The organism is Maribacter vaceletii (assembly GCF_003634105.1).
GTDB classification, from domain to species: Bacteria; Bacteroidota; Bacteroidia; order Flavobacteriales; family Flavobacteriaceae; genus Maribacter_B; species Maribacter_B vaceletii.
The window spans coordinates 158430-171843 of the sequence record NZ_RBIQ01000007.1 but is presented as its reverse complement, the minus strand read 5'-3'; the positions used below and the strand labels follow the sequence as shown (position 1 = coordinate 171843).

12 protein-coding genes are annotated in these 13414 nt (G+C 31.6%); 9 read left to right on the top strand and 3 right to left on the bottom strand.

Features of this window, described 5'->3' with window-relative positions; all coding sequences use genetic code 11:
- The 4 genes from CLV91_RS00850 to tsaB are packed head-to-tail and all read left to right on the top strand — an operon-like array spanning position 1 to position 4519.
- On the top strand, positions 1–1263 hold the full coding sequence (locus CLV91_RS00850) for an ABC transporter permease (RefSeq protein WP_121063033.1): 1263 nt from the start codon (positions 1–3) through the stop codon (positions 1261–1263).
- 31 nt (positions 1264–1294) lie between these two features.
- Positions 1295–2452, top strand: a complete 1158-nt coding sequence (locus tag CLV91_RS00845; RefSeq protein WP_121063031.1) for an efflux RND transporter periplasmic adaptor subunit — start codon at positions 1295–1297, stop codon at positions 2450–2452.
- 33 nt (positions 2453–2485) lie between these two features.
- A complete protein-coding gene (locus CLV91_RS00840; protein WP_121063029.1) occupies positions 2486–3823 on the top strand; it encodes a TolC family protein in 1338 nt (445 codons plus the stop codon).
- 18 nt (positions 3824–3841) lie between these two features.
- Positions 3842–4519 carry a tRNA (adenosine(37)-N6)-threonylcarbamoyltransferase complex dimerization subunit type 1 TsaB gene (gene tsaB / locus CLV91_RS00835; protein WP_121063027.1) on the top strand — a complete coding sequence of 226 codons (678 nt, stop codon included), beginning with the start codon at positions 3842–3844 and terminating at the stop codon, positions 4517–4519.
- Positions 4520–4571: 52 nt separating this feature from the next.
- Here tsaB and CLV91_RS00830 read toward each other — a convergent pair whose 3' ends face one another.
- Positions 4572–5474, bottom strand: a complete 903-nt coding sequence (locus CLV91_RS00830; RefSeq protein ID WP_121063025.1) for a NifU family protein — start codon at positions 5472–5474, stop codon at positions 4572–4574.
- Between the two features lie 123 nt (positions 5475–5597).
- Between CLV91_RS00830 and CLV91_RS00825 the strand changes: the two genes are divergently transcribed.
- On the top strand, positions 5598–6593 hold the full coding sequence (locus tag CLV91_RS00825) for a PorP/SprF family type IX secretion system membrane protein (RefSeq protein WP_121063023.1): 996 nt from the start codon (positions 5598–5600) through the stop codon (positions 6591–6593).
- 61 nt (positions 6594–6654) lie between these two features.
- On the opposite strand, the gene CLV91_RS00820 is transcribed toward CLV91_RS00825, so the two are convergent.
- Both CLV91_RS00820 and CLV91_RS00815 read right to left on the bottom strand, forming a co-directional pair.
- The gene (locus CLV91_RS00820; RefSeq protein WP_121063021.1) at positions 6655–7824 is read right to left on the bottom strand and encodes a vWA domain-containing protein; all 1170 of its coding nucleotides are present in this window, start codon (positions 7822–7824) and stop codon (positions 6655–6657) included.
- 31 nt (positions 7825–7855) lie between these two features.
- Positions 7856–8704: a DUF4349 domain-containing protein gene (locus CLV91_RS00815; RefSeq protein WP_121063019.1), complete on the bottom strand. Its 849-nt coding sequence runs from the start codon at positions 8702–8704 to the stop codon at positions 7856–7858.
- 206 nt (positions 8705–8910) lie between these two features.
- Between CLV91_RS00815 and CLV91_RS00810 the strand changes: the two genes are divergently transcribed.
- From CLV91_RS00810 to fabD, 4 genes are read left to right on the top strand one after another with little or no spacing between them, the layout of a single operon-like run.
- A complete protein-coding gene (locus tag CLV91_RS00810; protein ID WP_121063017.1) occupies positions 8911–11106 on the top strand; it encodes a tetratricopeptide repeat-containing sensor histidine kinase in 2196 nt (731 codons plus the stop codon).
- Complete coding sequence (locus CLV91_RS00805; protein WP_121063015.1) at positions 11106–11834, top strand: LytR/AlgR family response regulator transcription factor; 729 nt, start codon at positions 11106–11108, stop codon at positions 11832–11834. Before CLV91_RS00810 ends, CLV91_RS00805 begins: the two co-directional genes overlap by 1 nt.
- A gap of 13 nt (positions 11835–11847) precedes the next feature.
- Complete coding sequence (locus CLV91_RS00800) at positions 11848–12363, top strand: gamma carbonic anhydrase family protein (protein ID WP_121063013.1); 516 nt, start codon at positions 11848–11850, stop codon at positions 12361–12363.
- 47 nt (positions 12364–12410) lie between these two features.
- Positions 12411–13295, top strand: coding sequence for an ACP S-malonyltransferase (gene fabD, locus CLV91_RS00795; RefSeq protein WP_121065603.1), 885 nt, complete (start codon positions 12411–12413; stop codon positions 13293–13295).
- Positions 13296–13414 lie beyond the last annotated feature (119 nt).

Sequence of the window (13414 nt, the reverse complement as noted above, 5' to 3'; positions counted from 1 at the left end):
ATGAAGTTTTTATTTGATAGCAATACATGGCAAGAGATTTTTGGTTCTATAAGTAAGAATAAAACCAGAACAATAATTACAGTAATAGGTGTTCTTTGGGGTATTTTTATTTACGTAGCACTTTCTGGTGCAGCCAAAGGTTTAGATAATGGTTTTGATAAAGCTTTTAAAACCGTAGCTATGAATAGTATGTTTGTTTGGGCGCAAAATACGAGCATGCCATATGATGGTTTTAAAACAGGTAGACCTATGCAGCTTAAATTGGGAGATGTAGAAACTTTAGAAAATAGAATTCCAGAAATACAATTTATAGCCCCTAGAATTACTCAAGGTGGTTTTGGCTCAGAACCTGTGTATACTGTAAGAGGACAAAAATCGGGTTCTTATACCCTTAATGGCGATTATCCTATTTATACAAAAATATCTACTAAGAAAATTTTTGATGGAGGAAGGTTTATCAATCAAGAAGATATGGATCAAGCCAGAAAAGTAATTGTTATAGGAGAACGTGTACAACAAGAATTATTTAAAAAAGAGGAGGATCCAGTAGGTGCTTATATACGTGTTGGTAATGTGTATTTTCAGGTAATAGGAGTTCATAAATTAGCACAAGGCGTGAGTTTCGATTCGGATAGTGCCATGTTTATTCCATTTTCTACCTATAGAAAATTGTATAATTCAGGAGATAATGTAGGTTATTTATGTATAGCAGCTTATGATGATGCCGATGTTGTACAAGTAGAAAAAGATATAAAAGCAATATTAAAAAGTACGCATAGAGTAAACCCTAAAGATGAGAGGGCTTTTGGGTCTTTTAATTTAGGAGAACGTTTTGGTGAAATTATGGGTTTTGCAGACGGATTAACATTTATGTCACTAGTTGTAGGTATAGCTACCATACTGGCAGGGGTAATAGGTATTGGAAATATACTTTTAATTTCGGTAAAAGAACGTACAAAAGAATTAGGAGTACGTAGAGCATTAGGAGCAACTCCTTCAGAAGTAAGAAATCAAATTATATTAGAGTCTGTTTTTTTAACCCTTATAGCAGGAGTAGTTGGTATTATTTTGGGTGCGGGCTTACTTAGCGGATTAAATGCTTTTACTAAAGATGCAGATTTTCCATATGCCAATCCAACTGTACCCATACCTTATGTTTTAGGAGCTTTGGCAATCATGGTAATTTTAGGAACATTAATAGGTTTAATACCAGCGCAAAGAGCAGTAAGTATTAAGCCAATAGATGCATTAAGAGAAGAATAATAAAACCAATTATACAATAAACACAAATAAAATGAATAAAATTGTAAAGTACATTCTAATAAGTCTTTTGGTATTAGGTGCGTTATGGGCTGCCGTATTTTTTATAAAATCTAACAGCAAATCTGCAATTACGTATGAAACTAGTAAACCATTTATTTCTAACATAGAGAAAAAAACAGTTGCAACAGGCAAGGTTGTACCAGAAGAAGAGGTAGAGATAAAACCTCAAATTTCTGGTATTATTCAAAAAATATATTTAGAAGAAGGGGCAAAAGTTAAGGCTGGAGATTTAATTGCACTTATTAAAGTGGTTCCAAATGAACAATCTTTAAACCAGTCTAGAGGTAGAGTTCGTAATGCAGAGTTGGCATTAAATAATGTTAAGATTGAATTTGACAGAAATAAAAAACTTTTTGATAAAGGGGTAATTTCTAGCCAAGACTATAACACAATTCAATTACAATATAACCAAGCAGAGCAAGAACTAAAAAATTCTAGAGCAGATTACCAGATTATTAGAGTAGGTTCTTCTGGCGGTTCTTCTAGTGCAAATACAAATATTAGAGCTACAGTAGCAGGGACAATTTTAGAAATTCCTGTAGAAGAAGGGGATCAGGTTATTCAAAGTAATAATTTTAATGATGGTACTACTATTGCTTCTATTGCAGATTTAAGTAAAATGATATTTGAAGGAAAAGTAGATGAAGGTGAAGTAGGAAAATTAAAAGTAGGAACGCCATTAAAAATTAGTTTAGGAGCTGTTGAAGATGTTGAGTTAGATGCTAAATTAAAATTTATAGCACCTAAAGGTGTAGAAGAAACTGGAGCAGTGCAATTTAGAATAGAGGGAGACGTAGAAATTAAAGACGATCTTTTTATTAGAGCTGGGTATAGTGCAAATGCATCTATTGTATTAGAGAAAAAAGAAGATGTTCTTGTAATTCCTGAAGCGTTACTACAGTTTGATAAAAAGACAGATGAACCTTATGTAGAAGTCGCTAATGGTAATGTAGATGATCAAAAGTTTGAAAGAAAAAATCTTGAAATTGGAATATCTGATGGAGTTAATGTGGAAATAGTTTCAGGTATTACAGAAGAAGATGAGGTGAAACAATGGAATAAAACAGAGCCGATTAAAATTGGTGATGAAAATAAAAAAGAGGAAGATTCCGAAGAAAGTGAAGAGTAAAAAGCATCAATCAATAATCAAAAACAATCAAAAATGAAATTTAAAATAACAACACTATTTTTAGTTTTAGTGCTGGGTATAGCTTCTGCACAAGAAAAGAAATGGACTTTGGAAGAGTGTGTTACTTATGCAGTAGAAAACAACCTTACAATTGAGCAGTTTGCCTTAGATTTAGAGAATACTAAAATTGAAGAGTCGGATGCTTTTGGAAATTTATTACCAAACTTAAATGCTTCAAGTTCAGCATCTAGCAATACAGGATTTTCTATTAACCCTACAAATAATGCACCAACAAATACTACTGCTTTTAATGTTAATGGAAGTTTAAGTTCTAATATTACTTTATTTGATGGTTTACGAAATGTAAATAGACTAAATAGAGCAAAATTAAACGCCATTGCAGCGCAATATAGATTAGATGATTTAAAGGATGATATTAGACTAAATGTTGCTAATGCTTATTTACAAGTTTTATCTAATAAAGAAAATTTAAAAGTATCTAGAGCGCAATACGCTGTTACAGAACAAGATTTAAAAAGAATTAAAGAGTTAGTAGATTCTGGAGTTGTACCTAAAGGAGATTTGTTAGAAATTGAGGCAACTGCGGCGAACCAAGAACAACAAATTGTAAACGGTGAGAGTAGAGTATTAATATCTAGAATAAATTTAGCCCAATTATTGCAAATTACAGATTATCAAAATTTTGATGTAGTAGAAGAAGCTTTTGCTATTCCGCCTTCAAATATATTAGATAACTCTGCAAAAGATATTTTTAATAAAGCTGTAAGCTACAGGAATGATATTAAGTTTTCTGAATCTAATGTTTCTCTTGCCGAAAAGGATTTAAAAATAGCAAAAGGAGCAATTTACCCTACACTTTCGGGATTTGCTAACTATGGTTCTAGATATTCTGATGCTACCACTCTTCCAGGGGGAATTGACCCTAGTTTTACAAATCAATTATGGATTTTTGATGGAGTTTCTTATGGTGCCCAATTAAATGTTCCTATTTTTAATGGATTTAGTACAAAGAATGGTATAAAAAGAGCAAAGATTCAACTAGAAAAAAGTAAGCTGCAATTTGAACAAGATAAGTTAGATTTAGAATCAAACATACAACAGGCTTATGTAGATGTTAAAACCTTTTATAAAGCATATGAAGCAGCAGAAAAAACACTAGAAGCAAGAAGATTGGCCTATAATTATTCTAAAGAGCGTTTTGATGTAGGTTTAATGAATGCTTTTAACTTTAGTCAGGCGCAATCAAGAGTAGATAACGCAGAGGCAGATGTAGTACGTACTAAATATGATTATATTTTTAGGTTAAAAATATTAGAATTCTATTTTGGTATTCCTATAAGCTTAAACTAGATTATATTTGTAGTCCTTATGGCAATATTATTAAATTTAGAAACGGCAACTACTAACTGTTCTGTTAGTATTGCAAAAGATGGAGAACTTATTGTTTTAAAAGAGCATGACTCTTCTAACTATTCACACGCAGAACAATTACATATATTTATAGAGGAAGCTTTACAAGAAGCTTCCTTATCTAGTAAAGATATAGATGCCATAGCGGTAAGTAAAGGCCCAGGTTCTTATACAGGTTTGCGTATTGGCGTTTCTGCTGCAAAAGGGTTATGTTTTTCTTTAGATGTCCCTTTAATTTCTATAGCCACACTAGAAAGTATGGCACATCAAGTAGTTTTGGAAGAAAATACAGTAATTATTCCGGTTTTAGATGCAAGAAGGATGGAAGTGTATTCTACTGTTTTTAACGCTTCGTATTCAGAAATAAGAGAAACTCGTGCAGAAATTATAGACGAAAATTCTTTTAGTAAGTATGTAGAAAATGGTAAAGTCATTATTGCAGGTAATGGAGCGGAAAAATGTAAAGATATTTTAACGCATCTTAATTTTGAGTTTAATACTAGTGTAGTTCCATCTGCTAAAGAAATGGCAAAATTATCTTATCAAAAATATCAAAATAAAGATTTTGAAGATGTAGCTTACTTTGAGCCTTACTATCTAAAAGATTTTGTAATGCAACAGAAAAAAGTAAAATAAAAAAACGCCATTTATTTGGCGCTTTTTTATTCTTTAAGATGCGAAAAGTGTACTAACCGTTTACGGCAACCACCTCGTTTATTTTATCACCCATCATATTTTTAAGCATAGTTTCTATTCCGTTTTTTAATGTAAATGTAGAAGAAGGACAGCCACTACAAGCACCTTGTAAAATTACATTTACGGTTTTAGTATCTTCTTCATAAGATTGGAATAAAATATTACCACCATCACTAGCTACAGCTGGTTTAACATATTCTTCTAAAATATCTATAATTTGTTTAGAGGTGTCATCTAGGCTAACCGCTTTTTCTACTTCAACAGGAGCAGCAACTTTTGTTTGCTGTTCAATAGAATCTGAAACTACTTGTTTCCCTGCAGCAATAAACTCCCTAATAAGTTCTCTTAAAGGCATAGTAATGTCTTCCCATTCTGCAACATCATATTTAGAGACCGACACATAATTTTCATCAATAAAAACTTGTTTAACAAAAGGAAGTTGAAATAATTCTAAAGCTAATGGGGAATCTTTTGCTTCATCAATATTCTTAAACTCAAAAGCTGTTGCAACTATTTTTCTGCTAGCAACAAACTTCATTGTAGTTGGGTTAGGCGTAACTTCTGCATAAACAGTTACCGCAACAGGTTTGTCGGTGTTCTCTTCTATAACAACTGGCTCACCAGAGTTTAAGTATTCTACTAATTGTTGTGCAACTTCATCTTTAACATCATCCCAAGCAACAATATCATATCTTTCTAAGCCAATAAAATTGCCAGAAATATAAACAGTCTTTATAAAAGGAAGGTAAAATAACTGTTGTGCTAAAGGCGAGTTTTTAGCTTCATCAATATTTTTATATTCGAAATTGGTATGGCTTGTTAAAAGGTGATTTGTTTCAAATTTTAATATGTTAGGATTGTTTGTGCTAACAACTGTAATTGTGTACTCCTTCATGAATCTAAATTTTTTACAAAAATACAAAGTAATTCTTAGTAATCATTTGGATAATATTGTTGTATTTGGCTCGTTATACTATATATTTAGAAGGTATAACAACTAATTAGCCCCATTTACTAGATGAAAAACCGAATTTTACTTCTATTGTCTTTCTTTGCGTTAAGTTTTAATTCTTATGCACAAGAAGGGGTTCCTGTTTATTTTGATTATTTATCCGATAACTATTATTTAGTATTTCCTTCCATGGCAGGTATTGGAGAAGGAGGCAAAGTTCGTGGTACTATACGTAAGCAATGGTTTAATGTAGATGAAGCACCAAGCCTACAGACATTAAATGCGCATTTTAGAGTTGCAGATAGTGATAGTGGAATAGGCGCTATATTTTATAATGATGCTAATGGGTATCATTCGCAAACAGGATTTAAAGCTACATACGCACATCACTTACGAATGGGTGGCGGAGATATAAGGTCTTTAAACCAATTATCTTTTGGTTTAAGCGCAGGATACTTACAAAGTAATTTAGATGAATCTGAATTTAGAAGCGTAATCCCGGATCCTATTATTAATGGAACTAATAATAGTGTTGGTTATTTTAATTTAGATTTTGGAATGTCTTATAACTATAGAGATTTTTATGCACATGCTGCAGTATTAAATGCGTTAGGTAGTGGTAGAGATTTGTATACTGCTATAGAAATTGATAATTTAAAAAGATATTTAATTTCTGCTGGTCATATTTTTGGAAGAAATGAATGGCAGATAGAACCTTCAGTTTTATTTCAGCTTACAGATTTTACAAAAGAAAAAACATTAGATATAAACGGAAAAGTTTATAGAGATGTAGATTTTGGTAGACTTTGGGCAGGTATTTCTTATCGTAGAAGCTTTGATGGTGCTCAGTTTCAATCTAACGGAACTTTTGGAGAACAAAGGTTACAGTTAATAACACCAATTATAGGCGCTAATATTAAGAACTTCTTAGTTTCTTATAACTACTCCTACCAAATGGGAGACATTCGCTTTGATAACGGAGGTTTTCATCAAATAACAGTAGGTTACGATTTTGGACAATCAGAACGTAAGTATGATTGTTATTGTCCTGCAGCACAGTAAAATAAAAATGTGTCTACCTTATAAATAAGAATAGACACATTACAAAACACCAACTAATTATTTATTCTTCCCACTTGTAATTTTTAGCAGCAGCTTGCTTTTTAATTGCTCTAAGCATTGCATTTTCTAATTCGCCTTTTGCATTTTCTTTTTGGTTTTTAGCTATGTAAGCGTTTCTTTTTTTATTTAATTCTTGTATTTCATTCTGGATTTTAACTCGCTCTGTTTTCTTTTCTTTAATATAACTTTTGATCTCTGCGCTAGATTTTTCTTTTAACTCCTTTGGTAATTCTTCTTTTTTAACTTTAGAAACATCAAAAGAAGCATCATCGGCAGCATCTACTAAATCCCAATTTTTGTTTTTATATAATCTAGAACTTTTACTAACGGCACGTTTTACAGCAACGGCTTCTTCCATTTCCATTGCATTACTATCTTGGGTACTTTGCATTTTATGTTTAGATGCGCCAAGAGAACCGTAAGAAATGTAGGTAGTATTTAGCTTAGAATTAAGTTTAATAATAACCTCATCATAAGGAGTATCTATATGTACTATTTTTTTGTTGTGATTAATAGCAATATATTCTCCACCAGTGAGGGTAGCACCTTTTTTCCATTTGCTATTTATGCCTTGTTCGTAATTTCCGCAGAAAATAGTATTTACAATAACATCTTTTTCTTTGGCATTGGTAACAGCATCTTCATAGTTTAATTTTCCTTGTGTAAAGGGTTCGTTACCAGCAATAAAAATTAGTTTTAAGTTGTCCTGGTTATTACCCCACTCTAATTGTTTTAACGACGTTTGTATAACTTCACCACAATATTCTTCTCCACCATTAGTAGTAAGTGAAAATAGTTTTTCAGAGATTTCATCTAAATCGCCACTAAAATTTAAAACTTGTTGTATATATCCTTCTTTAGAAGACAAGGCGTCATTGCCATATTGATACAATGCAATTTGTAAGTTAGGTTTAGCTTCATTGCCACATTTTGCATGCGTAAATTTATTTACAATATCCCATAATTGTGCTTTAGCTTGGTTTATTAGGCCATCCATACTATTACTAGTATCTAGTAATAAAGCAATTTTAACGGTGTTATTGGCAATAGGCTTTTCTGTTAATGCTTGTGCGTAAATAGTTTTTGTTTTCTTTTTTGGTTCGCAACCAAAAGTTGTAGAGCAAATTAATGCTGCAAATAAAAGACTAAGAATAGCGTTTACTTTTTTCATTTTATTATTTTTTAGAATTTATTTATTGATTTTAAGATGTTTTTAGTTTATTAATAGTGATGCTTACTAAATAGGCGAAAAGAGCCAAAAAGGTTAGTGCAGCCATTATTTTTATATAGGTTTCTAGGGTCCATTCTAAGGCAGATAAAATTTTAGTTATTATGGGAGTATCTATTTTTTTACCTTCAGATAAAGTAAATTGTACGGTACAGAATTCATTCTCATCATCAAAATTACCAAGGCTAACTCCTAAATCTTGAAGCTGTTGTTCTATCTCTAAAATTCTATTTTCTAACTGCATAAACTCATCAATTCTGCCACCTTTTGCTTTTAATTCTACCAGCGCAGTTCTAATTTTTTCAAGAGATAATTTTTTAGCATTTAGCTCTTTGTATTCATTAGTTTTATCTGTTTTAGTAATTTGCTTAGCAGAAACCACACCTATTTTAATAAGGCTTTGGTACATGGTATCAAAATTTTCTGGAGGCACCCCAATAGAAAAATTTAAATTCCTATTACCAGTATTACCGCTTTTGTTTTCATACTGTATTAAAGCTTTATAGTTTTTTATCTGATTTCTGATTAATTTTTCATCCGCAATAAAATCTGCTGTACCAGAACTAATTTTTGCTATTTTTTCATATTTCTGGTCTATTCTAGTTTGTGGAACAGCACTAGTGTTAGAAAATACTTCATGTTTTTTAGAAGCGTAATTTTTTCTAACATCCCATATAGTTTCAGAAATAAGTTGATTGTTAAATTGTATTGGAGTTTCTTTTTCGTTGTAGCTATATATAAAACGTACTATAAATAACGCTATAAAGCCTGCAATAAGAAGCAGAGTTATTTTTTTAAAATTGTGTTTTTCTTTTGTATTCATTTTTTTAGGTGTTTATGTTGGGTCAAATCTATGGGCAACTTTTTTAAAAAAAAATGAGGAATGAGGGAGCGCATCTTTTCAATGCGTAAAAGCGTGTTTTAACTTTGTGAAGGCATATAAAAGGAGGTTTAAAGGCTAAAATGTCGTGTGAGTCCATTTTTTAATGCCATATAAATCTGCTAAGTTTACGTTGTTATATAAAAAGCATGCAAAAAGCACTATACATACTTATTGTTCTATTTAGTTTTTGTTTTGGAACCTATGCTCAAGATTTTAATTCTAAAAAAGAAATAAAGGGTTCTGTAAAAGGGAAAGAAAATAGAACTCTCATACGTAATGTTGAGGTATCTACAAATAGTGGGCAATACACAAATACAGATAGTTTTGGGGAATTTAAGATTAAGGTTGCTATAGGCGATGAAATACTATTTAGAAGTCCAGAAATAGAAACGATTTATTATACTGTTAAAAGCTATGAAGATATTGATGTTTTGGTGGAAGGGTATGTTGTTGAAGCAAAAAAAACAAGAAGTAGTTCTTGGGTAAAAAGTGTTTCAGAGCATGAAGTTTTATTAGATTCTGCAAAAAAATATAAAAAAGGAGATATAGCAAAGAGCATAGATTTTATTACCCAATCTATTGCAAGTTTAGGCAAGAGAGCCAATAAGATAGAGTTGGCAAAATCTTTATCTCTTTTAGGAGAAGTGTACCAACAACACAACCAAACAGATTTAGCAATTTCTAGTTATTTAGACGCAATTAAGGCATACAAATCTTCTAAAACGTCCCTTTTGTTAGGAAAAGCTTATGTGTTAAATGGAGAGTATAAAAAAGCTATTGCTATACTGGAACCATTATTAAACATTAAAAACTTAGTGCCTTTTCAAAAGGTTACTTTGTATGAGACAATAGGGGATAGTTATAAAGGTTTAGAAAATGTAAATCAGGCTGTTTCTTTTTATGAAGAAGGGTTGGTTATAGCTAAGAAAAATCAGATAGCGCCAAAATTGGCCGATTTAAATTCTAAAATTGCAGATGCTTATTCTAGTGATAATAGGAGTGTAGAAGCAGAAGGATTTTATACAAATTCTTTAGAATTATCAGAAAAGCAAGCCCCACAAAGAGCAATACAAGAAAAGGAGAAAGTAGCCGATTTTTATAATAAAAAGAATAGGTATGATGAGGAAATTAAACTTCGTAAAGAATCTCTAGGAGAGTTAAATAGCTTTGGAAAAGTAAAAAAAAGTAAAGAATTAGGAGGTGTACTGGCAGACTCCATAACATCACAAAGAATAAATTACAAGATAGCTAATGCTTATGTGGCGCAACAAAAGTATGAAGAAGCAATACCGTATTTAGAAAAGAGTATTGTAGAGGCAGATGTAGAGGATGATTTGGTAGTACAAAAAGATGCAACTCGTAAATTATCGGAAGTTTATAAGTATAAAGGAGATTTTGGTAAAGCTTTAGAAACCTACCAGGAATATGTAAAAGTGGTTGATACTCTTTATGTAAGAAAAGAGCAAGAAATATCTCAGGCAGCCCGTTTTAATAGAGAATTAGCTTCTAAGCAAAGTAGAATTTCTGGCTTAGAGCAAGAACGCGAATTATCACAAAGCAAGTACGATCTGGCCTCTACAGAACAACAGTTATATCAAGTAAATAATAAGCGTCAAAAATGGGTTATTTACTCTTTAATAATAGGTTTGGTCTTAATGGCATTGGCAGCTTTTTTCTTTTATAGAAGTAATCAGCAACAAAAAATAGCAAACAACTTATTGGCTTTACGTTCTTTACGAACACAAATGAATCCGCATTTTATATTTAATGCGCTTAATTCTGTAAATAATTATATTTCTAAGAATGATGAGAGAAGTGCCAATAGGTATTTAAGTGATTTTTCGACTCTAATGCGAGCTGTTTTAGAAAATTCAGACGAAGATTTCATTCCGTTTTCAAAAGAATTAGAATTGTTAGAACTTTATGTGAAATTAGAACATTCTCGTTTCCCAGATAAATTTGATTATAGCATTACTGTAGATGAGAAAATTAATATAAACTCTTTTCAAATTCCACCTATGTTATTACAGCCTTATATAGAGAATGCAATTTGGCATGGTTTGCGTTATAAGGAGGAAAAAGGTTTTTTAAAAATTAATATACTGTATGTTTCTAATGAAGTGGTTCATATTGTTATTGTGGATAACGGGATTGGAAGAAAAAAATCTGCAGAGCTAAAAACCCAAAACCAGAAAAAGCAGAAATCTAAAGGAATGGGGAATATCAAAAAAAGAATAGCCATTTTAAACGAGATGCATAAAGATAAAGTAGATGTGTCTATCTCTAATTTGCAAGAAGATGGTATAGGAACAAAAGTACAGTTTACACTCAAAAAAGAATAATGGAATTAAAAGCAATTATAGTAGAAGACGAGGCAAATAGCAGGGAGATTCTTCGTAATTATTTACAAAAATATTGTCTTAAAGTAACACTCTTAGGGGAAGCAGCATCAATAGAAGAAGGGTTAAAATTAATACAAGAAAACACCTTAGATTTGGTTTTTTTAGATGTAGAAATGCCCTTTGGAAATGCTTTTGATTTATTAGAAAAAGTTCCAGAACGAAGTTTTGAAACCGTTTTTGTAACCGCATACAACCAATATGCTATGGATGCTCTTAATAACCATGCCGCATATTATTTAATGAAACCTATAAATATAGATGAGTTAATTAAAGCGGTGGATTATGTTTTAGAGATTAAAGAGAAAGAAGCACAAATATCAGATACCGTTTTAACTCCAAAAATTAACGGAGTAGAAGGTAAAATAACCTTACCGCAACAAGATGGTTTTCAAGTCTTAAATGTTGCAGATATATTGTTTTGCAAGGCAGATGATAATTATACCGAGATATATTTAGAAAATAAAAAAATTGTAGTAAGTAAAACTCTAAAATATTTTGAAGAGGCATTAGGTACGTTTTCTTTTGCAAGAATTCACAAGTCTTTTTTAGTTAATGTAAACGAAATAGTAAAATATAGAAAAGGAAAAGGAGGTAGTGTAATACTATCTAATGGTAAAGAAATACTTGTTTCTGCTAGTAGAAAAAAAGAATTGCTTTCCTTTTTTTAAATAAATTTAAAGTATGATAATAAAAACAGTTAAAGGGAAAACACCAGAATTTGGTAACGATTGTTTTATAGCCGAGAACGCCACTATTCTTGGAGAGGTTACTATGGGGGACCAGTGTAGCGTATGGTATAATGCTGTTTTGCGTGGCGATGTACATTACATTAAAATGGGGAACAAAGTAAATGTGCAAGATGGCGCTGTAGTGCATTGTACGTACAAAAAATCACCAACCACTATTGGTAATAATGTTTCCATTGGGCATAATGCAATAGTACATGGCTGTACTATTAAAGACAATGTTTTAATTGGTATGGGAAGTATTGTTATGGACGATTGTATTATAGAAAGTAATAGTATTATAGCTGCAGGAGCCGTAGTAACAAAAGGCACACATGTAAAAGAAGGTACTGTTTACGCAGGAATGCCAGCAAAAAAAATAAAAGATATTAGTCCAGAGCTAAGTTCTGGAGAAGTTAATAGAATAGCAGATAATTACGTTAAATATGCCAGTTGGTTTAAAGAAGAATAAGTAAGTTATTTTTAATATGTATTTTTGCCGCCTTAAATATGAATAAAATGAATGCATATATATTTCCAGGTCAAGGAGCTCAGTTTGTAGGAATGGGGTTAGACCTATTTGAAAAATACCCAATAGCAAAGGATTTATTTAATCAAGCTAATGCTATTTTAGGGTTTTCTATTACAGATATTATGTTTAATGGTACGCCAGAAGACCTAAAGCAAACCAAAGTAACACAACCTGCTATTTTTCTTCATTCTGTTATTTTAAGTAAAGTAATGGGAGATTCTTTTAAACCAGATATGGTTGCTGGGCATTCTTTAGGAGAGTTTTCTGCACTGGTAGCCAATGGGGTATTAAATTTTGAAGAGGCTTTAAAATTAGTTTCTCAAAGAGCTTTAGCAATGCAAAAAGCTTGCGAGATAAAGCCAAGTACAATGGCTGCTGTTTTAAGATTAGAAGACGCTGTGGTGGAAGAAATTTGTGATTCTGTAGAAGGTATTGTAGTGCCTGCAAATTATAACTGCCCTGGACAATTAGTAATTTCTGGTGAAGTAGAGGCAATTAATGAAGCTTGCGAAAAAATGAAAGAAGCGGGAGCTCGTAGAGCTTTAGTATTGCCAGTAGGTGGAGCCTTTCATTCTCCATTAATGGAACCAGCAAGAGAAGAATTAGCTACAGCAATAGAGCAAACAACATTTAATACACCTAACTGCCCAATATATCAAAATGTAACTACAACCGCTGTTACTGATGCTTCTGAAATTAAGAAAAACTTAATTTCACAACTTACAGCACCAGTAAAATGGACACAAAGTGTACAAAATATGATAGCAGATGGTGCAACACAGTTTACAGAAATTGGTCCAGGAAAAGTGTTGCAAGGTTTAGTTAATAAAATAAATTCTTCTGTAATAACTAGCGCTGCAATTATAGAATAATTACCTAATAACCTATAATACTGTATTTTATCCAAAAAAATCTAATTTAAGCTATTTCCTGAGGTAATGGCTTATTTTTTTAGTAATATTGACACCCAAATTTTGCCTTATAAATACTT